Below are 22,267 nucleotides of genomic sequence, written 5' to 3'. Positions count from 1 at the left end.
ATTCCTCTGACCTGTCGCCCATCAAACATCAATAAATCCAGATGCCAGCCTAAGAACATATGAATTTCTTTTGATGTTTGGCCCCTTTAAGCTCCTGTCGTCTCCTTTCCTGAAGGAGTTTGTTTCGTCGCCAAGGCTGAACAAACAAGGCAATCCTAAAAATAAATGTGTCTGCCGACTCAAGGAATTCCTATGTCATCAACACGGCAAAGCGCCGATGAACACCTGCTGCACAGCCAGGGCTATGCTCAGGAACTGCACCGGGGCCTGTCACTGTGGTCGTCGTTTTCAGTCGGTTTCGCCACGGTGTCTCCCGTGGTCGGTATCTATTCGGTCATGTCGCTGGGTGCGATGAGCGTCGGCCCCTCGTGGGTCTGGATCGTCCCGCTGTGCCTGGCACTGCAATTGCTCGTGGCCCTGGTCTACGCCGAACTGGCCTCGCAGTACCCGCTCGCCGGCGGCTGCTATCAATGGGTCAAGCGTCTGGCGGGGGATCGTTGGGCCTGGTTTACCGGGTTCATGTACCTGGCGTCTGCACTGGCCTCGTTAACCACCGTGGCCTATCTGGGCGGGTTCTGGTTATGGCTGTTTTTAACCGGTGAGGCGCCCTCGGCCAATGCCCAGGTGTTCAGCGGTGCGGTGTTGTTGCTGCTGGGTCTTGGGGTGAACCTGTTCGGGATCAACCCGCTCAAGTATTTCGTCAATGCCGGCATCATCGCCGAAGCGATTGCCTCCATCGGCATCGGCGTGTTGTTGCTGCTGTTCTTCCGTAACCATTCGTTGTCGCTGGTGTTTGAAGGCCTGACCTCTACTCAAGGTTCCGACGGTTCCTACCTGTCGGGTTTTCTGACGGCCATGGCGGTCGGCGGCTGGGCCTTCCTCGGTTTTGACGCGTGTTCGCAAGTGTCCGAAGAAACCGCCGACGCCCGCACATCGACCCCGCGCGCCATCTTGCGCTCGATGATTCTGGTCGGGCTGACGGTGATGCTCACCGCGTTCGCCGTCACCCTGTCCTATACCGATACCGCCGCCATGGTGTCCGGCCAGGTCATCGATCCGGTCACCCCTGCCGTCGTCGACGCCTTTGGTGCCTGGGCGGAACGGCCGTTCGTGGGCATCGTGCTGGTGGCGTTCATTGCCTGTGTCGTCTCCGTCCAGACCTACATCGGCCGTGCTGTGTTCGGCATGGCACGGGACTCGATCCTGCCCGCCTCGGCCCTGCTGCGGCGCGTCGACAAACGCAAAGTGCCGTTTGCGGCGATGGTGTTCAGCACCTTGTTCGCCAGCTTCGGCCTGGCCCTGGGCTTGAATGCAACCGCCGTCGGCACTCTGATTGCGTTCGGCAGCGGTGGTTTCTTCGTGGTGTTTTTGATTGTGGTGACGTGTGCCCTGCTCGCTCGCCTCAGCGGGAAGTGGAAAGCCGAACCGGGCGTTTTCACTCTGGGCCGCTGGGGTGTGCCGATCAACCTCGCCGCGTTCTGCTGGCTGGTGTTCGAAAGCATCAACGTCGCCTGGCCCCGGGAATCCCTCGCACCACCCGGCGCACCCTGGTTTCAGGTCTGGGCGGTGATTCTGGTGTTCTCGATCCTGGCGGTGCTGGGTCTGATCTACATGGTCTGCGCCAAGCCCTATCAACGTACCGTCAGCCCACAGCCGCGTTTCCAATAACGCCTTCGTCTTGCCGTGCAAGGCGCGTCACACCTGCGCCTTGCCGATCTGGAGTTTCAGATGTCCCTTCACTATTGGAATTACCCCACGGATATTTTCTGCGGACCCGGTGCGCTCGACGCATTGGCGCAACGCTGCACATTACTGGGCATGCGCAATCCCTTGGTCGTCACCGACCCCGGCATGCTGCCTCTGGAACCTCTGGCGCTGCTGAAAGCTCACCTGGTGCAGGCCGACATTCCGTTCAGCGTGTTCAGCGATGTGGCCAGCAACCCGAGCATGGAGGACGTGGCGCTAGGCGTCGCTGCGTTCAAGGCGGGCCAGCATGATTCGCTGATCGCCCTGGGCGGCGGCAGCGCGATGGATGTCGCCAAGGGCGTCAGCCTGGCCGCCTTCGACGCTCAGGGGCTGGAGCGGTTTGAATGGTCGCAGGTCATCGCCAACTACCCGACCCTGGCGGACTTCCCACACCTGGGCCTTGCGCCGCTGATTGCGTTGCCGACCACGGCCGGGACGGGATCGGAGTTGGGCCGCGAAGCCGTGCTGACCCAAAGCGACGAGCAGGTCAAACGGGTGATCAGCCACCCGGAACTGCTCCCCGCCACCGTGATCCTCGACCCGATATTGACCCGCGGCCTGCCACCCGCCCTGACGGCGGCAACCGGCATGGATGCCCTGACGCATCACATTGAAGCCTTCTGCTCGCCCTTGTATCACCCGATGTCGTCGGGCGTTGCCGTCGAGGGTGTGCGTCTGATCCAGCAACACCTCATCAACGCGCATGCCAATGGCCAGGACATGGTTGCGCGCGAGGGCATGCTCGTCGCCTCCGCCATGGCCGCCGTCGCCTTCCAGAAAGGCCTGGGCGGTGTACACGCCCTCGCCCACCCGCTGGGCGCGCGGTATCACAAGCACCACGGTTTGTTGAACGCGATCCTGCTGCCCTACGTCTTGATGGCCAACCGAGAAACGATCCGCCCGGACATCGCGCGACTGGCGCGTTATCTGGAATTGCCACAACCGGACTTCGAAGGCTTTCTCGATTGGGTGCTCGACCTGCGTATGCGCCTCGGCATCCCTCACTCGCTGGCGGAGATCGGTCTCGATGCCGACGCGGCGACCTGGGTTGGCGAGCAGGCGCTGGCTGATATTTCGTCCTCGGACACCAATGCCTGCGCCCTCACCGCTGAGGACTACAGCCAGATTTTCATCAATGCCGTCCAGGGCGTTCTACAAGGAGCCAAACCATGACCGCCGCCCATTACATCGACGGACGCTGGGTTGCAGGCGAAAGTGGCGACTGCATCACCGTTTTCGACCCGGCGCTGGGCCAACCCTTTGCCGAGCTGACCGCGGCCAGTACCTCGCAAGTCGATCAGGCCATTGCCGCCGCGCGCCAGGCATTTCCGGGATGGCGCAACCTCAGTGCAACGCAGCGAGCCGCCTATTTGAAAGGGTTTGCCGAGCAGATCGAATCGCGCCGCGAAACACTGATTGCGCTGCAGATGCAAAACAACGGCAAACCTCGCCATGAGGCTGAGGTGGATGTCGATGATGCGGTCGCCACATTCCGCTATTACGCCGACCTTGCGGAGCGGCTGGACGACCGGCAAAACCGTGAAGCGCCGTTATCCGCACCCGGTTTCAATGCCCACACACGCCTTGAGCCGGTCGGTGTGGTCGGCTTGATCGTGCCGTGGAATTTTCCGTTGGTCACCAGCGCCTGGAAGATCGCCCCTGCACTGGCGGCCGGTTGTACGGTGGTGCTCAAGCCGTCGGAAATCACCCCGCTGATCGAGCAGACTTACGGTCACATCGCGGACGCCCTGGGCTTGCCTGCCGGGGTACTGAACATCGTTGGCGGCAAAGCCGAAGTCGGTGCGGCGCTCAGTAATCATTCCGGGATCGACAAGTTGTCGTTCACCGGCAGCAACGCCGTCGGCAGTCAGGTGATGCGCAGTTCGGCCGCCCATTGCCGGCCAGTCACCCTGGAGCTGGGCGGCAAGTCCGCCATCCTCGTCTTTGACGATTGCGACCTGGACCAGGCCGTTGAATGGATCGTCGCCGGGATCTGCTGGAATGCGGGACAAATGTGCTCGGCCACCTCACGCTTGCTGGTGCACGACACCATCGCCGAGGCGTTGCTCCAGCGTTTGAAGAGCGCGTTCGAAAAACTGCGGGTGGGCAATCCGCTGAACGGCGAGGTCGATATGGGCCCGCTGACCAGCCAGGCGCAATGGAGCAAAGTGTCGGAGTATTTCAACATCGCCCGCCAGGAAGGTTTGCAGTGCGTGACCGGCGGCGACGTCCAGCGTGACCCGGGCTGGTTCGTCAACCCGACGATTTATGCGGACGTGCCGCTCGACAGTCGCTTGTGGACCGAAGAAATTTTCGGCCCGGTGTTGTGCACTCATCGCTTCTCCACGGAGGAAGAAGCGCTGGCGCTGGCCAACGACAGCCGCTTTGGCCTGGTGGCCACGGTCATCAGTGCCGACCTCGTTCGTGCCGAGCGCGTTGCCTGTGCCCTGGAGGTCGGCCACGTCTGGATCAACTCGATCCAGGCGGTGTTCGTCGAGACTTCCTGGGGCGGCACCAAGGGCAGCGGCATTGGCCGCGAACTCGGGCCGTGGGGCCTGGCCGCGTATCAGTCGGTCAAGCACATCACGCGGTGCCTTGGCTGACGGGCCTAGAGGTTATGTTCAGCCAGCAGGTCATCGATGAACGCCCGCACCGCTTCACTTTGCGGGTGCCCCACATGAGTGATCATGCTGTGCTGGACCTCATAGCGCAGCGTCCCAGGGTGCAGCGCCCGCATTTGTCCACTCGCCAGCCATGGCCGGGCGTAATGGGCCGGGAGATACCCCAGGTGTGTCCCGGCCAATACGCCATGGGCCACCGCTTCCATATGGTGCGCGGTGGCTGAGGCGTGCTCGGGTGTCACCGGCAACACCTGATCGGCCGGCAGGAAGCCGTGCTTGATCCAGTCGCACGCCTGCATCTGTTCGACGCTGGGTGCTTCCACCTTGAACAACGGGTGCGTGTTCCCGCAGAAAATGCCGATTTCTTCCTGGTACAGCGGCTGGTAGGCCAACGTTGGCAATGGCCGGCTGAAGTAGGAAATGGCCAGGTCCAGTTGTCCGTCGATGACCGCCAGTTCCAGCTCGGTGGGCGAATTGACGAAGATGTGCAGGTGCATGTCATGTTCGCGTTGATAAAACCGCGCGATGGCTGCGTCGATCCGCGCGGCAGGCAAGGTCGCGATGTTGTCCGCCAGTCCGAGGTACAGATCCCCCACCAACCGCCCGGAAAGGTCCTGAGCCTCGTCGCGAAACGCATCCACCGCGCCAAACAGTGCTTGCGACGCCTTGAGTATCCGCTGGCCTTTTTCGGTCAGGCGAAACCCGCCTTTGCCGCGTTCGCAAATGCGATAGCCGAGGCGTTTCTCCAGCCCCGAGATGTGCGTACTGATGTTGGATTGGCTCATGTTCAACTCGGCCTGCGCCGCCGTGAATCCACCGCATTTCACGACAATGGCGAAGATGCGCAACAGGCGCAGGTCCATGTCCGTAACGTTTCTGAGCACTGAGTTTCTCGCCGGAGATTGAAAGTGAACCCGCACGTCGGCGCGGGTAAAAGAGGGTTATTCAACGATTCGGCGCTAGGGCGCGTCAATCGGTGGTTCGGGTGAATGCGAAAAGGTGTGCTCGGTGTCGGACATTGCACCAAACAGGGCGGCCTGCTCCTCGGCCATCTTGAGCAAGGCATCGACGACCACTCGCACTTTCGGCTGGATATAACGCGTCTGAGGCCAAATGGCGTGGATCGGCATTGTTGCCCCCGCGTAACTGTCCAGCACGGTGACCAATGCGCCACTGCTCAGGTGTTCCGCCACCAGCCATGTTGGTAACTGGCACAGGCCGCAGCCTTCCAGGGTCGCCCGCAGCATCATTTCACCGTCACCGAACTCATGGCGCACGCGCACTTCCTGCCTCTCGATTCCGCCTTTGCCATTCCTCAACAACCACGCGATACGCAACCCTTTGCGCCAGGCAATGACGCAGTCGCGCTCCAGCAAATCAGACGGGTGCAGAATCGGCGGGCATTGACTCAAGTATGCGGGCGCCGCACAGATCACCAGATGCTGCTCTCCCAACCGGCGCGCCACCAACTCTGGATCATCCTTGAGATCGCCAATGCGTACGGCGAGGTCGATGCCCTCGTTGATCATGTCGACCGTCCGCTCGCCGAAGGTCAGGGTCAAGTCGAGCTGCGAGTATTGCCGCGTCAGGGCAATCAGCATCGGCGCGATGTGTCGTCGACCGAAGGCGGCAGGCAGATCAATACGCAAACGGCCCTTGGGCTCGGCTACACCATTGAGAAAGCTGCCTTCCACACCGCGCAACTCTTCCATGATCCGCAAGCAACTGGCGAGGTAGACCTCCCCTTCATTGGTCAGACTCAGTTTGCGCGTCGTGCGGTGCAGCAACTTGATGCCCAGGCGTTTTTCCAGCCGGGTCACGCTCTTGCCCACCGCCGAACTGGTCACGCCCAGCTGCAAGGCAGCGGCGGTAAAGCTTCGCAATTGAGCCGCGAGCGTGAACTCCGGGATGCCATCAAATTGAAGGGTCTCCATGACAGGCTCCTTGGACATGAAAACCTGATTCTATCCCGACAGGATCAACTGATCGTAATTTTCATGGATTAATGGAATTCACAGACTGGATTAAGGTGGTCGCACTTGTCACCGACCTTCCCCTGGAGGCCACTTTGAACGTGGACTTGAACCGTCTGCTGACGCTAGAAGCGATCAGAAACCTGCGGCTTCGCTACTGCCATCACCTCGACGCGAACCGGATGGATGCGCTCGCACAGTTGTTCACCGAAGACGCCATTTGCCAGGTCGATCGCGGCTCTTGGCGCGGGCGCGTCGCCATCCAGCAAGGTTTGTCACAAGCCTTCTCGGCATTCGATACGCAGCAACGCGGGACGTATCCCTTCATGCATGCCGTGTCGAATCACTGGATCGAGATGCTCGATGAGGATCGCGCCGAGGGTCGTTGCTACCTGATCGACTTCGCCACCCAACGGGCGGCGGGCGAGAACCCGCTGTTGCTACTGGGTTTGTACGCCGATGAGTACCGCCGTGTGGACGGCCAGTGGCTGATCAGCCGTACCCGCCTGGACGTCATCTGGCCTGAACCCGATGTCGGTGGCGGCGACCCGGGTAACGGCCTGGTTCTGCCTTCCTGAATCTCCTTCTCCCTCCTTTCCAGAGTTTCTGATGAACACATTATTCAAACCCTACAATCTGGCCGGCACCGAGTTGGCCAACCGCGTGGTCATGGCCCCCATGACCCGGGCAAGAGCCCTCGACGATGTTCCGGATGAACACACCGTTACCTATTACGAGCAGCGAGCCTCTGCCGGCCTGATCATCAGTGAAGGCATACCGATTTCCCGCGAAGGCTGTGGTTACCTGTTCAACCCCGGTCTCTATAGCGATGAACAGACTGAAGCCTGGCGTCGAGTCACTGATGCCGTCCACGCCAAAGGCGGGCGAATCTTCGCGCAGCTGTGGCATGTGGGGCGCGTGTCCCATGTGTCACTGCAGCCGGGCGGCGCCGCTCCGGTGTCGGCGGTCGCTACCGTTGCCGCCCGTTCGAATGCGTATGCGTGGGTTGAAAAAGACAAGCCCGGCCCCGTGCAGGCCAGTATCCCTAGAGCGTTGAGCACGGCCGAGGTGCATCGGGTCAGTGCTGACTTCGTCAGCGCCGCGCGCCGAGCGATGGACGCTGGTTTTGACGGCATCGAATTGCACGGCGCCAACGGCTACCTCTTCGAGCAATTCCTGAACGGTGCCTTGAACACTCGTCAGGACGCCTACGGCGGCTCCATCGCCAATCGCCAACGCTTCCTGCTCGAAACGCTGGATGCCCTGGCGGCAGAAATCGGCACCGCCCGGGTGGGCGTGCGCCTGTCCCCGTTCGGCCGCCTGTTCGACATGCACCCCTACGCCGAAGAAACCGACACCTGGCTGAGCCTGGCGTCGGCACTCAATGAGCGAGACCTGGCGTATGTGCATTTGAGTGATCAACTCACGATTGGCGCCGAGGCTATTCCGAAGGGTTTCGCCAGCGAGTTTCGGCAAGCGTACCGAGGCACGTTGATCGCTGCCGGTGGCTTTACTCGTGAGTTGGCAGAAGCGGTACTGGAAGTCGGCGACCTGGACCTGATTGCGTTTGGTCGCCCGTTCATTGCCAACCCCGATCTGGTCGAGCGGATGCAAAACGATTGGCCGCTGGCTGAAGGTGATCGCACGACCTTCTATGGCATCAATGGCAGCCCAACCAACGGCTATACCGACTATCCCGCCTACCGCGAGCCGGTGACAAGTTAAGTAATGCAGCCATCGGGAGCTCGCACCTGATCAATCTTTGCTCTCGCAGATGGCATAATCACCCACTGTTTATATCAGGGGTGGATCAATGACCATTGAAAGCTACGACCAACTCGCGATCTTCACGGCCGTGGCGCAAGAACGCAGCTTCACCCGCGCCGCCGCCAAACTCGGCATGTCGCAACCGGCCTTGAGCCGGGCGATGCGCCAGTTGGAGGAACGACTGGGGGTGAGGTTGCTGGCCCGCACGACCCGCAGCGTATCCCCCACCGAAGCCGGCGAGCACTTGCTGCGAGTGATCGCCCCCCGGCTGGAAGAAATCGACAGTGAGCTGGCGTTGCTCAGCAAGTACCGCGACAAACCGGCCGGAAAACTGCGCGTCACGGCAGGCGAACACTCGGCGATCACGATTTTGCATCCGGTGCTGGCGAAGTTGCTGCCGGACAACCCCGATCTCAATATCGAAATCATCGTCGACTATGGCCTGACCGACATCGTGGCCGAAGGATTCGACGCGGGTGTCCGGCTGGGCGAGCAAGTGGCCAAGGACATGATCGCAATGCGCATCGGGCCTGACATGCGCATGGCGGTGGTTGGCTCACCAGCGTATTTCTCCCGATATCCGAAGCCGGTTGTCCCGAGTGATCTCATGGTGCACAACTGCATCACCCTGCGCATGCCGACCTACGGCGGCCTGTACCTGTGGGAGTTCGAGAAAGACGGGCAAGAGCTGAACGTTCGGGTCGAAGGCCAGCTGGTGTTCAACAACATCGCCATGCGCCTGGAAGCCGTCCTCCAGGGGTTGGGGTTGGCCTATATGCCGCAAGACCTGGTTCAGGCACACGTGGCACAAGGCCGGTTGATTCGCGTGCTCGACGACTGGTGTGAACCGTTCTCTGGCTACCACCTCTATTATCCGAGCCGGCGCCAGAGTTCACCGGCGTTCACCTTGCTGCGCGAAGCCTTGCGTTACGTGGGTTGATGGGTCAGGACAGTGTTCAATGCTTCGCCGGCACGCTTGGCCGCCGCCGCATCACCCTGGTCGGCCAGCAGCTGGATCAGTTGACGTAGCTGTGAAGCGGTCAAACCGACCCGCAGGCTGGCCGCCATGTGCGAGCGCAATTGCGACTCCACGCCCGGTGTAACCGCCAACGCGGCCACTGTTGCCAGCTCACGACTTTGCCAGTCGAGGTTGTCGCGTTCGAAAATGTCGCCGAACAGATGCGTCTGCAAGTACTGGTTGATGACGGGTGCGAAGTCGAACAACGGCCCCTGGACGGGCGCACCGGCGATTCGCGTCTGATTGGCTTTGCCCGACGCCAGCAGCTCATCGCCGACGGGAATGACCCGACCCGGCTCGCGCCCCGGATAATCCTGAACACCGCGTTGCTTACGGGCCTCTACTACTTTCATCAACTCGCCGAGTGCGTTGAGGCTGCGTGGAAAACCACTGTACGCGTAGAGCTGCACCAGGATTTCCTTGGCCTCGCTGACGGTCAGGCCTGCGTCCAGCCCTTGATTCAATGCGGTATTCAGACTCGACAGGTTGCTGGTGGCCATGGCGGCGGCGATCAAAGGGATGGCCTGTTGCTTGGCGGACAGCGTCTGGGAAACTGGTTGGGCCGCCGGCTCGTCTTTCGACGCGCGGGAACCTGGGGCGTTGTATTGCTCGTCAGTCACTTTCTCCAGCCAATCCACGCTTTTGCCATCCACCGACCCCGTCACGGCCAGGTGCGTCATGGCGCTCGTCGGCGCGGCGCCATGCCAATGCTTGACGCCGGGCGGGCAGACGATCACGTCGCCCGGGTGAATTTCCTGCATCGGCTTGCCCCACTCCTGGACCAATCCCACGCCGGACGTCACCACCAATCGCTGCCCAGCGGGATGGGTATGCCAGGCCGAGCGTGCACCCGGTTCGAAGCTGACATAGGCGCCGGAAGCATTGATCTCGTCCGAGGCCGGGAACAAGGGATCGACGCGCACCCGGCCGGTGAAATAATCCGCAGGACCTGCAACGGCAGCCTGGCTCCCCGCCCGGCTGATCTGTTGCGCGGCCCGGGATTCGCTGCCTGCACCGGCGGCGTCGGCAAAAGGCGCCGCGGCGCACACCGCGAGGCCTATCAAGGTGTTCTTCATCACGACGTACTCCTTCAAGTCAGAGCGTTCGGGCGTAAAACGCGGTCAGCTGGTCCATCGCAACATCCACGTACGCAGGCACCCAATAGGTGTCGATATGGGTCGCGCCATCGATGAGGAACAGTTTTTTGTCCTGGGTTCCGGTGGCCTTGGCGAAGGCTTGTTGCGACATGTACAGGCTGTCGGCCTTGCTGCCGGCAATCATCAGCAACGGCTTGTCGATCAGCTCGATCTGGTCCGTGGCGTCAAAGCGCATCAGGTCCATCAGGCTGCTCTGGGTGTAACGGAACGTCGAGTTGGGGTGAGCGTGGGTCTTGCCGTAGTACTCGAAACCCTGCCGATACAGGTCAAACGGCAACTTGGCGATCTGTTCATCAGTCAGCTTGGCATCACCGACGTAGAGCACTTCCCCGCCCGCCGCTTCCTGGGCCCGTGCCGCCGACGCTTGTTGCAGGCGTTCCTGAATCGTCGACAGCTGCGAATCCTGATAGCCATTACGGCGAACCAGACCGGAGTTGAACATGCTCAAAGTCGCAATGGACTGGAAGCGCTTGTCGGTTTGCGCCGCCGCCAGGGAGTAACCGCCACCGCCGCAGATGCCGAGCAAGCCCAGGCGTTTGCTGTCGACGCCGGGATAGCGGGCAATGAAGTCCGCCATGCCATGGATGTCCTCGATGCGATGCGCCGGTTTGTCCACATTGCGCGGCTCGCCGCCACTGGCCCCTTGGTACGCCGCATCCGCTGTGATGGTGATGTAGCCCTGATCGGCCAGGCGCTGGGCATACAGGCCCGCGACCTGTTCCTTCACTCCGCCATTGGGGTGCGCCACGACGACGACCGGGTATTTTTTCGTCGCGTCATAGTTCGCCGGGGTGTAGACGTTGGCGGCAATGTCCAGGCCATCGAGCTTGTAGGAGACCGGATGGATATTGACCTTGCCGGGTTCGTTCCGGGTCAGCGCGCCACCGTAGGTCAGTGTGAAGGGGTTCTGCTTGTAGTCTGCGGCCTCGGCTTCGGCGCCAGACATCCCGATCATGGCGGCCATAAAGGTGGCCTTTAGCGTGGTTCTCATCCTGTGAATGCTCCTGATAGTTCATGCCTGTGAGAGGCGTGGCCCAGCGTCGCTTCCTGCCTCGCTCTCGATTTGATATCGCTGAGCAGCAAATTACCTCTCGGGCATTCATCGATAAACCATGCCAATCACATAGCACTGATACCAGAATCACATAATTTCGATGGGTGCCCCTGCGCTCACCATCAACCCTGTCTACAGATGGCAGCCGAAAAACCCGATCGCTTTCACCCAGTCACCTTATGAAACACACCTGGCCGCCCGCTTGATGTTACAAATTAATTCGCAGACGTTTACCTGTTGGGTCGTTCCTTATAAGATGAAATTCGCATCTACTGCTATCCTTTCAGATTCGAGTAATCCATGGCTATTCATTGCATGACAAAGCGACTAAACACATTAGGCTTTGTAATCAAGCAACACTCCAACAAAACAAATAAGCGACTACTGGAAACAGGCCCAATTATTTCCGATTCTAAAAAACCATTGAGCGCCTAACCCATGATCAGTACTAGCACTTCAGTTGAAAAACCCAAGACCTTCAGCATAGCCCTGGTCAATTACAAGACACCCGAAATCACCAAGATCTGCCTGGACTTGTTGCACCAGCATCTGGGCAACGAAAATGTGCCGATCTGGGTTGTCGACAACTACTCAGCCGACGAAAGCACTGAGTACTTGCGGACACTTGACTGGATCAACTTGATCGAACGCACTATTTCCGAACCCGAGGCAGGTCATATTGCACACGGCAAGGCACTCGATCTGATTCTGGAGCGAGTGGATACCGATTATTTATTTCTAATGCACACCGACACATTTGTTTTTGACAAGAATGTTTTTCCGATGATGCTAAATAAATGCATCAAGAATCAAAAAATCGTCGCCGTCGGTTGTGTAGAACAATTAAATCGCGGCACCACGAGAACACTTTGGCGATTTAGTTCACGCCTGGTCAAACACCATTTCAGACGTTTGAAAAAGTCGGCAGGCTTACGCACCCGAGAGCCAAAGCCGTACAGGGAAGTGTACCTGAAGAGTTTCTGCACACTGTGGAACTGTAAACTGATCAAGCAACACGGCATGCACTTCTCGATGGACGATCGGGTTCCTGGCTATACGCTACAGGACAGCATGACCGAACTCGGCTACTCCGTTGAATTGTTATCGCCGCGTAAAATCTTCAGTTATCTGGATCACATCCAGTCAGGCACTGTTGCAGCGGCTGGCGGCTATGACGAGACCCACAGACGAACAAAAATGTACAACAACATTCTTAAACGCCTGAACAAGGACGACGGTAAAACATAAGCCAGGCAGACACGCCCGAGCAATGCGTTTGGTTATGTTTCAAGTTATCCCACAGGTTTTTATAATACGTTATTGGAGCGGTAATGGCCCCCATCACTCAAACTCTCCCGATCACGCTCTCCCCCGAGCTTGATTTCGACCAGAACGCCGCCAGTGCCTTTGGTAGTTCATTGACCAGCCACTATGTTCAGGCGACGCCATTTCCGCACATCGTTATCGATAACTTCCTGAACGAAGACCTGATTGCAAGTATCTGCTCGCACTTCCCCGTGGAGCCCACCAACAACGAAATGCTCTACGAGCGCGGCTACAAAGGCCAGCTAAAACGGCAAATCAGCCCCAATGAATGCCCTCCTTTCCTGAAGACGGTGTTCAACGCCTTGAACTCGGCGCCCATGCTGCAGTTTCTGGAAAAGCTCACCGGCATCGAAGGCTTGATACCCGACCCGTACTTCACCGGTGGCGGCCTGCATGAAACCCGAAGCGGTGGCTTCCTTGGGGTGCACTCGGATTTCAGGCTCAACAAAAAGCTTAAAGTCGAGCGCCGGCTGAATGTCATCATTTACCTGAATGAGAACTGGCAGGAGGAATACGGCGGCAACCTGGAGCTTTGGGACATCGGCATGAAGACCTGCCTTAAGAAAGTCCTGCCCATTTATAACCGCTGCGTCATCTTCAACACCGACAAAGACAGCAATCACGGGCATCCGGAGCCGCTGACCACACCAGAGCACATCACCCGCCGGTCCATTGCGCTGTACTACTACACCGCCGGGACCATGGCCATCGACCCCACGCAACGAAACAAAACCCACTACAAGCCAAGACCCAAGGATCGTTTGAGCCTCAAGTACTACATCAATAAGCTGATCAAGAAGAAAAACTGAGTTCTTACCAGACGTTCGAGCTTGCAGGGCGGCATTGGTTTGCCGCCCTGCATTTACGCGTCCGTTGACCGGCTCACTTCTTGATCGGCGTCACGAGCGTCTTTTCGCCGGTGTCGAGGACGAACACCGCCAACAGGCGTGCGGGTTCGGTGTCGCTGGCGTTGGCGCTGACTTCGTGTACGGAGCCCGGCTCCTCTACGAAGTTCTCACCGACGTGGTAGATCTTTTCCGGCTGGCCTTTGACTTTGATGCGAAACGCGCCCTCCAGGACCGTTGCATAGATGAACCCCGTTTTCGGATGAGTGTGCGACGGTGACGCTGCGCCCGGCCCATACTCGACGACAACACCCTTCATGCTCTTGCCCGGGATGTTGGGGATGGGACGGTCAAACACGACGGTCACCTTGCCGGCGGGCGGCTCAGCGGCCGACGCTGCGCTGATCGAGAGCACGGCGAAAGCAGCGGCCAGTACAAATCGGGTCATCATGACAATGCTCCTTCATAGGTAGGGAAGTGATGGCGCGATCGGTTACCGGGTCGTCGACCGAGCGAGCCAGTCTTCGAAGCCAATCGCGCCCAGGCGTGCACGCTTGCCGGCAGTCAGCGATTGATCGTCGAGCACAGCGCCGAAGTAGCGCGCATTCACGTCCGGTACGACCTGACGTTTATCCCCGGTAGCCCGCAAAAAGCGCCTGGCCAGTTCGTCGATAGGCAAGGCTTCAGGACCTGCCACTTCGACCATGCCGTTGACCGGCGCGGCCAGCGCGACATCGACCAGCGCCGCCACTACGTCGTCCGACGCAATCGGCTGGATCAGTGCGGGTGAAACGCGGAACACTTCGCCGACCGCGAACGACTGGACAATGCCTTCGACAAACTCGAAGAATTGCGTGGCACGGAGCAAGGTGTAAGGAATGCCGGACGCCTTGATCAGGTTTTCCTGCGCGACCTTGGCCCGGAAGTAACCGGCCTCGGGCAGCCGCTCGCTGCCGACAATCGACAAGGCAACGTGATGACGAACCCCGGCGGCCGCCTCGGCCGCCAGCAGGTTACGGGTTGAAGTGTCGAAAAACTCGAGGACGGCCTGGTCTTCCCATGACGGCGCGTTCGCCACGTCGACCACGACGTCAGCCCCGTCCATCGCTGCGGCCAGGCCCTCACGAGTGATGCTGTTGACGCCCGTGCTCGGGCTGGCGGCGAGTGCCTCATGGCCGCGCTCGCGGAGGTTCTTCACAAGTTTCGATCCGATGAGGCCGGAGCCTCCGATAACGACGATCTTCATGGGCTTTCTCCACTGTCGACTGCAACCATTGCGTCGGTGTGAAGAAAGATTGCCTGCGTGCGGACGCGGAGTCCTTGCACCGGCTGTGGGTTTGCGTCCACGAACGCTTGGTTTTACGTCCAAAGCAGCTAATGTCCGGCGTGGTCGCGGCCACAGACGGTGCGGCATGTTCAGGGCTGCCGTATCATCACTTTTAAATAATGATCACCAGCCGCCTGGGACACGGAGTTGAGGGCGCTTCGCCAGGGGAACCTCGCTTTGCCATTCGCATTTGAAGACTACGTGCTTGATGAGGAGCGCCGGGAACTGACCTTGCGCGGGCAAAGCGTGGCCATCGGGCCGCAGGTCTTCGATCTGTTGCTGCTGTTCGTCAACAACCCCGATCGCGTCGTCAGCAAGGACGATCTGCTCAAGGCCGTGTGGAGCGGGCGGATCGTCTCCGAATCGACCATCACCAGCCACATCAATGCGGTCCGCAAGGCCATCGGCGATACCGGCGAGGAACAGCGTCTGGTGCGTACCGTCGCGCGCAAGGGCTACCGCTTCGTCGGCCAGATCAAGGCCGGCGGGATCGGCGAAGCGCATATCGAAGAACGCGCGCCCATAGCGCCGAATGACCAGCCCTCCTCGCTGGTCCTCCCGGACAAACCCTCGATTACCGTCCTGCCTTTCCAGAATCTGAGCGGCGATCCGGAGCAGGATTATTTCGCCGACGGCATTGTGGAAGACATCATCGCGGCCCTGTCGCGTATTCGCTGGCTGTTCGTCATCGCGCGCAATTCAAGCTTCACCTACAAGGGCCGGACCGTGGACACAAAGGGCGTCAGCCAGGAGCTGGGCGTTCGCTACGTGCTGGAAGGCAGTGTGCGCAAGTGCGGGGACAAGGTGCGCATCACCGGGCAACTCATCGACGCGACCAGCGGGACGCATATCTGGGCCGAACGCTTCGAGGGCACGCTCAACGACATCTTTGTGCTGCAGGATCAAATCACCGAAAGCGTCGTCGGTGCCATCGCGCCGCAACTCGAACGGGCAGAAATCGAGCGCGCCAAACGCAAGCCAACAGAAAGCCTGGACGCTTACGACTACTATTTGCGCGGTATGGCAAAACTGCACAACGGCACCCGCGAAGCCCTCGACGAAGCGCTGCCGTTGTTCTACAAGGCCATTGAGCTCGATCCGGAGTTTGCATCGGCCTACGGCATGGCCGCCTGGTGCCATTTCTGGCGCAAGGTGAATGGCTGGATGACCGATCGGACGCGGGAGATCGCTGAGGGCGTACGGCTGGCGCGCCTGGCGGTGACGCTGGGCCGGGATGATGCGGTCGCGTTGACGCGGGGCGGACATGCCTTGAGCCATCTGGTCGGCGACGTGGACGGCGGCATTGCATTGCTCGACCGGGCGCGCCTGCTCAATCCCAACCTCGCCACCGTATGGTTCCTGGGCGGCCTCCTGCGAGCGATGCGCGGGGAAACGGATGCGGCCATCGAGCACCTGACCCATGCCACTCGCTTGAGCCCTCTGGATCCGGAAATGTTCAGGATGCAGGTCGGCATGGCGCTCGCACACTTCTTCGCCGGGCGTTTTGATCTCACGACCGAATGGGCGGAAAAGGCGCTGGGCAACCTGTCCAGTTTTCTGGTCCCGATGGCTTTGGTGGCGGCCAGTCATGCCCTCAGTGGACGAATGGAGAAAGCGGCGTCGGCGATGCTGCGTGTGCGCGAGCTGGATCCCTCGTTGCGTCTGTCCAACCTGAAAGACTGGCTGCCCATCCAACGGCCGGAGGATTTTGCGCGCTTCGCCGATGGTTTGCGGTTGGCCGGGTTGCCTGAGTGATCGTGGATCGGTGCTATCGTCAACGGGTCTGGATGTTTTCCCCGCGAACCTGTACTGCCTTCCAGTTCGCCAACCACTAACGTTCACCAAGCCGCAGAGTAAAGGCGATCCATGAAACCTCTACTGTTGGTTCTGAGTCTGCTCTGCGTGAGCCCGTCGGTATTCTCCATGGATGGAGAGTTCTGGTATTTCCAGACCAGTGCCTATACCAATCACTGGACCCACGACCCGGACCACAACAATCATCAAGAGTTGATCGGTGTCGAACGCAACCAGGCGGACGGGTATCTGTGGGGCGGTGCGACCTTTCTGAACTCCTTCTCTCAGCGCTCGTACTACGCGTATTACGGCCGGCGCTGGGTCAACGAGCAGTACCCGGTCTACGTCAAACTCAGTGGCGGCCTGATCGAAGGTTACAAAGGCCAATACGATGACAAAATCCCGCTGAATCACTTTGGGGTCGCGCCGGTGATCATTCCTTCCTTCGGCACCTTTTATGGTCCTGTCGGTGCCGAACTGGTCGTGCTTGGGGGCGCGGCAATAATGATTAACGTGGGTTACCGCTATTAAACCTCCCGACCGTTGCGGCGCCTTGCTCAAGCCGAAGACGATTCAGGCGCTTCTCAGAATGCCTGCAGCCTCTTTTGCGCTCCCGGACTGAATCATCTGAAACAGCCCGCGCTCGATGTCCACGACGCGAGCCCCAGGTAGATAGCCGCGAGCGATGTCCGCCAGACGTTCGCACCAGCGCTCATAGGCATGAGAATTCACGACACTGGTGGGAATGCTGGTCGCGTCCTCTTTGATCGCAGCGAGGACTGTATCGCTATGAACTTGATGCATTTGCATGATTTGCCGGTCCAGTGTGGCGGACTCGGCCGGGTCCAGATACATGCGAATCTTGCTTACAAATGAAACCTTCGAAAACTGGGGCAGCTTGAGCCGAGCGATGTCGTAAAGCGCCGGGCGCCGGTGTTTGGTGAACAACGCTGACGCCTGTTCAAGCTGTGCATCTGTGACGGCTGAACGGAAGCGCTCCACCCGGACAAGCGCCAGCCCTCCCATTTGCGCAAACCCCCAGTACAGAACATTCGACAGGCCGTCTTTGACGTCACTGACTGAAGCGCTGAGCAGTTGTTGCCGGATGCGGGTCTCCAACTCGGTCATGGAGAGCCCGACGACGGGAGTGTGAGTCGTGAAGTCAAAATGGGCTGTCGGGAAGGCATAGCCATTCACTGCATCGTTTAATGCTTTCACTTGAAGCGTGTCGAGCGGCATCACCTGGTCCTTGGGTGTGAGGATGATCAAGGCCGGGGACTATACCGTTCCTCATCGGGATCACAACTCACTGTCATAGATTTCCAGCGCTTGCTTCAAGACACTGCGAACGTGATCCCTAAGATGGCGCGGGTTGACAACCTGGATATCTGCGGCATTGCTCAGCAGGAACAAACGCAGCCCCTGCGTATCAGCAATCTGACACGTGAGCCTCCACCCCTTCGCACTCGGGACCATCACTTGCCCCTCCGCCAACGGGTTTTCGCTCAAGCGATTGTGCAAGTTATCGCTCAACGTAAGTTCGATTTCGATTGGCCCATCGCTGTGGATCGTCATGAGATCCTTTTGAACCTCCACGGAACGAACATCGTGCGCGTTCAACTCAGGAATGTCCTGCCAATAGGTCTTAACCTCCGTCATCCGGTGAAGCATGAGCGCGCACGTTTTCCCCGGACCATTGCTGCTGTACTTGCCACGGGGTGCATCGGCCGTTGGTTCGAGCCCCTCGGGCCACTGTTCCTGGTGAACCAGCGCAGTGAGGTAGATGTTCGAGTCCTGATACGACAGTGCAAGCGGCTTCAACCGATACCAGCACGTTTCAGCGGCACCCGCATCCCGGGGCCGATAGACGACATCAAGGCTGAGGGTGCCATCGAGCAGCGCCTCCTGAATGACCCTCAGGTGTTCTTCCTTGTACTCACCCGGCTTGAGAACAGTGAACCGGGTCCCGGTAGTGATGCGGCCTTCTGCAACCAGGTCGCGACGGGCCTTCTTCCCTACTTCCGTCGATGCATAGGCTCTGAGCTTCGCGAGGTCCTCGGTGTCGGAACGAAAGCCGAACCGATCCGCGTGCTGGAAGATGGCGGTGAGCGTCATGCACTCCATGGGAGACAAGGTCAAATCAACACTCCCTCGCCCCACGGCCCACAACAACGACTTCGCATTTGGATTCTTGGGTACCGGTTTCACCCATTCGGGCCGACCCGCCATGGCGACGAGGTCGCGGCGTGTCGTTCGGATCGAATAGGGGCCGAACTGGCTCTCCAGGGCGCTGTGTAACGCTTCAGTCTTCTGCGCACCGGTTGCGCCCTGAAGCAATTTGCGCAGGGCTGCCCGACGGCGCTCCCGGTCTGGAGCAGTGTATTTCGACCCGGCCAAAGAAAACTCCTTTCCATTAAAAATGAGGACAAAATGTGGCCCTACCAGTGGGTAACCTTTCTCCGTTGGCACGCAATCCTGCGCTGATATCGCCAACCCACTGGAGCATCAAATGAAGACCCAACAGGCCTATGCAACGCTTCCCCACGTCACTGGCTTCATCACTTGGCTGGCTGCAGAGCTTGATTCCAAGACGCTGTTCAAGCACGAATACATTGATCGCCGTAACGCCGCCAAGTGGTCGTGCGACAGCCTGTTTGGTGCCTATGAGTCCTACCGTTGGAACTTCCCCGGCAACGAGCGCCTGGGGTACACATCCGGCATGTCTTCCGCGGCCAACGCCAGCGCTCTCGGTGCACTGCGCGAGGATATCATCGCCGCCGGCCATGATGACGCGCTTGTATTGCAAGCGGCCATCGACGTCATGGCCTGGGGCGGCGTGACGGCTCGCAACGTGGACTGGCTCAAGGCCAACGAACAGGGCCTGGGCCGCACGATTCAGACCGTACGATCGGCGCTGATGACGGGCGACGAACACTCGCCGGTCCTGCAATCCAAGGCGTTGCGCTTCAACTCTGGGATGACCAAGGTATACGCCCTGCTGTGCCCCGGCATCTGCATCTATGACAGCCGAGTCGCGGCGGGTCTTGGGGCGCTGGTCGTTCAATACTGCAAGGCAAACGCCCTGACGAAAGTACCCGATGCGTTGTGCTTTCCTTGGGCTGCCGCAAAGGAAGGCAAGAATGCCGTAGCCCCCAAGCGCCGCAACCCGAGCACAGGCACCCTGCACTTCAAACGGCTGCGTTCCGGCGCCCACCATGCGCGTTGGAACCTGCGCGCCAGCCACGTACTGAACCAGGTCGCGGAACGTGCTCTTACGCTCGATACCCCGTTCCGCAACATCGAGCAGTCTGAGGACATTCGCCTGGCCATCGAGAACAGCCTGTTCATGCGAGGCTACGACCTCGGCGCGCAAAGCCTCTGAACCCCGGCCTGATTACCGTAAACGCATGATTGACTGGCAGTGAGGTCCCCATGGACGATATGACGGAATTGGACAATTTTATCCTGCGACTCGCCAAGGGCGGCATTGCCTCCGGGGCACTGCGCCGAGAGGTGATGTCGGCGCATCCCGGTCTTCGTGACAGCCACTATTTTTCCGCGTTGCTTTCGCTTCAAGATCGCGGACGGCTCGCCGGCCAGGACATCACGGGGGTCTGGGTGTTTACCTCGTTTGACGAAGAACATCGCCATGACGACCAAGCGTGCAGCCCGGCGTTTGCAGAGATGATTATTGCGACGGATTGCGCAGATAAATGGCACGAGATCGATGTCGACGAAATGATCGCTGAGCTGGATCTGATGATCCAGAAGGCACGAGCGCGCAAATCACCGTGACGGTCTGAACTCAGCGCTCTCCTGCTGTTTAGCGCAAGACAGAGCCCTGAAGGCATTGCCCTTCAGGGTTCCTTCGTTTCATCCGCCGGTGCCGCAAACCACTTCTCCCTGGGCACCCACTTCTCCTGTTGCGGGTCGTCGAAATAGTGCGGCGACATGATCTGCACGCCGTACTCGTTGAACACGTCCTGGACATTGCCGTGCAGCACACTGAGCAACACCGCACGCGGGCGAGGCTGGCTGGGAATGGCTTGGGCCACCAAGCGGTACTCCGGGTAAAAGTCCGACAGTGCGGTCTGGAAAACCTGTGGCGGTGGGTCTTCAAGAATCCCGGCGGTCCGTTTGGCGGCCTCCAGCAACATCGCTTCGACTTGCCGCCAAGGCGTGTCGTAGCCGATGGTCACGACGGTGTCGACGACGTAGCCGGCACCTTGCACCGTGCGCGAGTAATTCTTGGTCACGGTGTTGGTGATCATCGAATTGGGGAGCGTCAACACCTCGCCCAACCCGGTGCGGATGCTGGTGGTGAACATGCCCAGTTCCGTGACCGTGCCTTCGTATTCGCCAATGCGCACGAACTCCCCCGGTCGCAACGTCCGGGTGTAGGTGAGAATCAGACCAGCGGCCGCCTGCCCGACCACGCTGCTGGCCCCGAGCGAAATCATCAAGCCGATCAGCACCGTCAACCCTTTGAAGGCATCGGTACCCGCACCGGGCAAATACGGATAAGCCATCGCTAACGCGAACAGCCAGATCGCCAATGATGTCAGGCGCGTCGTGGGTTGCAGGGTTTCATAATTCAGCCAACTGAAAGTGCCCGGCGCTGCCAGGCGCCGCAGGACACGCCGGCTGAACGCGGTCATGCCACGGGCGATAAAGAAAATCGCGACGGCAACGCCCAAGCCCGGAATCGCACCGACAATGCCTTCGAGCAGATAACGGGCGACATCCAGCAAGTAATTGTTAAGGCTTTCACCCCAGGGCCGGGTGTAGGGAAAGCGCGAAAGGACGAAGCCCAGCCACTCGTAGGTCAGCAGCAACACGACGCTCCAGCGCACCAGCGCGAACGCCCGACTGACCAACAGATACAAGGAGCCGGCATCGATCAGTTGCGCGCTCCCGACCTTAAGTGACTGACTGTGCCGATGCATCAACTCCGGGAGCCGCTTGTCCAGTTTCAACCGCAGATACGCCATGCCCCACAACAAGGCGACGTAGATGACGGTCGCGAGTGCAGCGGCTGCGCCAGCCTTGAGCATCAAGTGCAGGGTGCGGGCTTCCTGGGTTTCGGTGACGACCTGACGCAACTTCTGAGCGGCCCCTTCGGCGGCCTGCTGGGCCGATGCGTATTCGACGGTATCGACGTCGTCCGGGGAAACGATAAAGGCGCGCTTCGCGCCTAGCATCACCAGATAACTCTGCTCGATCGGCGCGACGTTGACGGACGAGTCTTCAGACTCATCCAGCACTTCATTGATAACGGTTCTGGCCCGCTTGACCCTCGACTCCGGCGATTCCCCCAGCAAGGTCGCACGAAAGACCATGATGCTGCGATTGGCCACTTTCAGTTCGGCGGGATTGTCTTTGGCGCTGGGTGCGTCCACCGCCCAGGAAAAAACAGACCACAGTACTAAAAAAACGCTCGCAATCCCCAGTGCTAGCGACCTTTTTCGCATCGTTCAACCCCTCACGCCGCATGGATCAGGCCGGCGATGCAGATGACGTTCCATGCCTGTCATCTCCATGAACCAGTACGTATCGCAGCGTAGTTGAGAGGTGCAGGGTTGTCAGATTTGCCTTGGGCATCAACCCGCAGATTGAATCAGGCCCCGAAGAATCGGGGC

The 22,267-nt window shown here is 59.6% G+C and carries 21 protein-coding genes; 12 read left to right on the top strand and 9 right to left on the bottom strand.

Going from position 1 to position 22,267, the window contains the following annotated elements:
- Positions 1–192 precede the first annotated feature (192 nt).
- The 3 genes from EJA72_RS16380 to EJA72_RS16370 are packed head-to-tail and all read left to right on the top strand — an operon-like array spanning position 193 to position 4,349.
- Positions 193–1,668, top strand: coding sequence for an APC family permease (locus tag EJA72_RS16380; RefSeq protein WP_157712474.1), 1,476 nt, complete (start codon positions 193–195; stop codon positions 1,666–1,668).
- A 60-nt stretch (positions 1,669–1,728) separates the two neighbouring features.
- Positions 1,729–2,919, top strand: a complete 1,191-nt coding sequence (locus EJA72_RS16375; RefSeq protein ID WP_157712473.1) for an iron-containing alcohol dehydrogenase — start codon at positions 1,729–1,731, stop codon at positions 2,917–2,919.
- On the top strand, positions 2,916–4,349 hold the full coding sequence (locus EJA72_RS16370) for an aldehyde dehydrogenase family protein (protein WP_157712472.1): 1,434 nt from the start codon (positions 2,916–2,918) through the stop codon (positions 4,347–4,349). Before EJA72_RS16375 ends, EJA72_RS16370 begins: the two co-directional genes overlap by 4 nt.
- A gap of 5 nt (positions 4,350–4,354) precedes the next feature.
- Here the strand turns inward: EJA72_RS16370 and EJA72_RS16365 are convergent, their stop codons facing one another.
- Positions 4,355–5,251 carry a LysR family transcriptional regulator gene (locus EJA72_RS16365; RefSeq protein ID WP_178129395.1) on the bottom strand — a complete coding sequence of 299 codons (897 nt, stop codon included), beginning with the start codon at positions 5,249–5,251 and terminating at the stop codon, positions 4,355–4,357.
- Between the two features lie 75 nt (positions 5,252–5,326).
- Positions 5,327–6,301, bottom strand: a complete 975-nt coding sequence (locus EJA72_RS16360; protein ID WP_157712471.1) for a LysR substrate-binding domain-containing protein — start codon at positions 6,299–6,301, stop codon at positions 5,327–5,329.
- 140 nt (positions 6,302–6,441) lie between these two features.
- On the opposite strand from EJA72_RS16360, the gene EJA72_RS16355 reads away from it, so the two are divergent.
- From EJA72_RS16355 to EJA72_RS16345, 3 genes are all read left to right on the top strand, one after another.
- Positions 6,442–6,918 (top strand): nuclear transport factor 2 family protein, encoded by a 477-nt coding sequence (locus EJA72_RS16355; protein WP_372240711.1) that lies wholly within the window; start codon positions 6,442–6,444, stop codon positions 6,916–6,918.
- Positions 6,919–6,949: 31 nt separating this feature from the next.
- Complete coding sequence (locus EJA72_RS16350; protein WP_157712469.1) at positions 6,950–8,065, top strand: alkene reductase; 1,116 nt, start codon at positions 6,950–6,952, stop codon at positions 8,063–8,065.
- An 88-nt stretch (positions 8,066–8,153) separates the two neighbouring features.
- A complete protein-coding gene (locus EJA72_RS16345; RefSeq protein WP_157712468.1) occupies positions 8,154–9,047 on the top strand; it encodes a LysR family transcriptional regulator in 894 nt (297 codons plus the stop codon).
- Here EJA72_RS16345 and EJA72_RS16340 read toward each other — a convergent pair.
- The gene (locus EJA72_RS16340; protein ID WP_157712467.1) at positions 9,035–10,201 is read right to left on the bottom strand and encodes a carboxymuconolactone decarboxylase family protein; all 1,167 of its coding nucleotides are present in this window, start codon (positions 10,199–10,201) and stop codon (positions 9,035–9,037) included. The two genes, EJA72_RS16345 and EJA72_RS16340, sit on opposite strands and share 13 nt — an antisense overlap.
- 19 nt (positions 10,202–10,220) lie before the next feature.
- Positions 10,221–11,273, bottom strand: coding sequence for an alpha/beta hydrolase (locus EJA72_RS16335; protein WP_157712466.1), 1,053 nt, complete (start codon positions 11,271–11,273; stop codon positions 10,221–10,223).
- Positions 11,274–11,774: 501 nt separating this feature from the next.
- Here EJA72_RS16335 and EJA72_RS16330 point away from each other — a divergent pair.
- The gene (locus EJA72_RS16330) at positions 11,775–12,584 is read left to right on the top strand and encodes a glycosyltransferase family 2 protein (protein ID WP_157712465.1); all 810 of its coding nucleotides are present in this window, start codon (positions 11,775–11,777) and stop codon (positions 12,582–12,584) included.
- 83 nt (positions 12,585–12,667) lie between these two features.
- Positions 12,668–13,471, top strand: a complete 804-nt coding sequence (locus EJA72_RS16325; protein ID WP_157712464.1) for a 2OG-Fe(II) oxygenase — start codon at positions 12,668–12,670, stop codon at positions 13,469–13,471.
- 73 nt (positions 13,472–13,544) lie between these two features.
- Here EJA72_RS16325 and EJA72_RS16320 read toward each other — a convergent pair whose 3' ends face one another.
- Positions 13,545–13,958 carry a cupin domain-containing protein gene (locus EJA72_RS16320; RefSeq protein ID WP_157712463.1) on the bottom strand — a complete coding sequence of 138 codons (414 nt, stop codon included), beginning with the start codon at positions 13,956–13,958 and terminating at the stop codon, positions 13,545–13,547.
- A gap of 42 nt (positions 13,959–14,000) precedes the next feature.
- A complete protein-coding gene (locus EJA72_RS16315) occupies positions 14,001–14,753 on the bottom strand; it encodes an SDR family oxidoreductase (protein WP_157712462.1) in 753 nt (250 codons plus the stop codon).
- A gap of 258 nt (positions 14,754–15,011) precedes the next feature.
- Between EJA72_RS16315 and EJA72_RS16310 the strand changes: the two genes are divergently transcribed.
- Together EJA72_RS16310 and EJA72_RS16305 are read left to right on the top strand one after the other, a co-directional pair.
- Entirely contained in the window at positions 15,012–16,589 is a 1,578-nt protein-coding gene (locus tag EJA72_RS16310; protein ID WP_157712461.1) for a winged helix-turn-helix domain-containing protein, read from the top strand.
- Positions 16,590–16,700: 111 nt separating this feature from the next.
- The gene (locus tag EJA72_RS16305) at positions 16,701–17,159 is read left to right on the top strand and encodes a sn-glycerol-3-phosphate transporter (protein ID WP_157712460.1); all 459 of its coding nucleotides are present in this window, start codon (positions 16,701–16,703) and stop codon (positions 17,157–17,159) included.
- A 42-nt stretch (positions 17,160–17,201) separates the two neighbouring features.
- On the opposite strand, the gene EJA72_RS16300 is transcribed toward EJA72_RS16305, so the two are convergent.
- Complete coding sequence (locus EJA72_RS16300) at positions 17,202–17,867, bottom strand: hypothetical protein (RefSeq protein ID WP_157712459.1); 666 nt, start codon at positions 17,865–17,867, stop codon at positions 17,202–17,204.
- A gap of 60 nt (positions 17,868–17,927) precedes the next feature.
- On the bottom strand, positions 17,928–19,025 hold the full coding sequence (locus EJA72_RS16295; RefSeq protein ID WP_157712458.1) for a YafY family protein: 1,098 nt from the start codon (positions 19,023–19,025) through the stop codon (positions 17,928–17,930).
- Positions 19,026–19,137: 112 nt separating this feature from the next.
- Between EJA72_RS16295 and EJA72_RS16290 the strand changes: the two genes are divergently transcribed.
- Complete coding sequence (locus tag EJA72_RS16290) at positions 19,138–20,010, top strand: hypothetical protein (RefSeq protein WP_157712457.1); 873 nt, start codon at positions 19,138–19,140, stop codon at positions 20,008–20,010.
- 50 nt (positions 20,011–20,060) lie between these two features.
- Complete coding sequence (locus EJA72_RS16285) at positions 20,061–20,423, top strand: hypothetical protein (protein ID WP_157712456.1); 363 nt, start codon at positions 20,061–20,063, stop codon at positions 20,421–20,423.
- A gap of 62 nt (positions 20,424–20,485) precedes the next feature.
- Here EJA72_RS16285 and EJA72_RS16280 read toward each other — a convergent pair whose 3' ends face one another.
- Complete coding sequence (locus tag EJA72_RS16280) at positions 20,486–22,099, bottom strand: mechanosensitive ion channel family protein (RefSeq protein ID WP_157712455.1); 1,614 nt, start codon at positions 22,097–22,099, stop codon at positions 20,486–20,488.
- Between the last annotated feature and the right edge of the window lie 168 nt (positions 22,100–22,267).

This window comes from Pseudomonas sp. PB120 (assembly GCF_009761815.1).
GTDB lineage: Bacteria > Pseudomonadota > Gammaproteobacteria > Pseudomonadales > Pseudomonadaceae > Aquipseudomonas.
Note: the sequence above shows the minus strand (reverse complement) of the source record. Positions and strands in the feature narration are given on the sequence as shown.

Excerpts from the sequence above, each read along its gene's own strand:
- EJA72_RS16380 (WP_157712474.1), top strand. The coding sequence starts at position 193 with ATGTCATCAACACGGCAAAGCGCCGATGAACACCTGCTGCACAGCCAG.
- EJA72_RS16375 (WP_157712473.1), top strand. The coding sequence starts at position 1,729 with ATGTCCCTTCACTATTGGAATTACCCCACGGATATTTTCTGCGGACCC.
- EJA72_RS16370 (WP_157712472.1), top strand. The coding sequence starts at position 2,916 with ATGACCGCCGCCCATTACATCGACGGACGCTGGGTTGCAGGCGAAAGT.
- EJA72_RS16360 (WP_157712471.1), bottom strand. The coding sequence starts at position 6,301 with ATGGAGACCCTTCAATTTGATGGCATCCCGGAGTTCACGCTCGCGGCT.
- EJA72_RS16350 (WP_157712469.1), top strand. The coding sequence starts at position 6,950 with ATGAACACATTATTCAAACCCTACAATCTGGCCGGCACCGAGTTGGCC.
- EJA72_RS16345 (WP_157712468.1), top strand. The coding sequence starts at position 8,154 with ATGACCATTGAAAGCTACGACCAACTCGCGATCTTCACGGCCGTGGCG.
- EJA72_RS16340 (WP_157712467.1), bottom strand. The coding sequence starts at position 10,201 with ATGAAGAACACCTTGATAGGCCTCGCGGTGTGCGCCGCGGCGCCTTTT.
- EJA72_RS16335 (WP_157712466.1), bottom strand. The coding sequence starts at position 11,273 with ATGAGAACCACGCTAAAGGCCACCTTTATGGCCGCCATGATCGGGATG.
- EJA72_RS16330 (WP_157712465.1), top strand. The coding sequence starts at position 11,775 with ATGATCAGTACTAGCACTTCAGTTGAAAAACCCAAGACCTTCAGCATA.
- EJA72_RS16325 (WP_157712464.1), top strand. The coding sequence starts at position 12,668 with ATGGCCCCCATCACTCAAACTCTCCCGATCACGCTCTCCCCCGAGCTT.
- EJA72_RS16320 (WP_157712463.1), bottom strand. The coding sequence starts at position 13,958 with ATGATGACCCGATTTGTACTGGCCGCTGCTTTCGCCGTGCTCTCGATC.
- EJA72_RS16315 (WP_157712462.1), bottom strand. The coding sequence starts at position 14,753 with ATGAAGATCGTCGTTATCGGAGGCTCCGGCCTCATCGGATCGAAACTT.
- EJA72_RS16305 (WP_157712460.1), top strand. The coding sequence starts at position 16,701 with ATGAAACCTCTACTGTTGGTTCTGAGTCTGCTCTGCGTGAGCCCGTCG.
- EJA72_RS16300 (WP_157712459.1), bottom strand. The coding sequence starts at position 17,867 with ATGCCGCTCGACACGCTTCAAGTGAAAGCATTAAACGATGCAGTGAAT.
- EJA72_RS16290 (WP_157712457.1), top strand. The coding sequence starts at position 19,138 with ATGAAGACCCAACAGGCCTATGCAACGCTTCCCCACGTCACTGGCTTC.
- EJA72_RS16285 (WP_157712456.1), top strand. The coding sequence starts at position 20,061 with ATGGACGATATGACGGAATTGGACAATTTTATCCTGCGACTCGCCAAG.
- EJA72_RS16280 (WP_157712455.1), bottom strand. The coding sequence starts at position 22,099 with ATGCGAAAAAGGTCGCTAGCACTGGGGATTGCGAGCGTTTTTTTAGTA.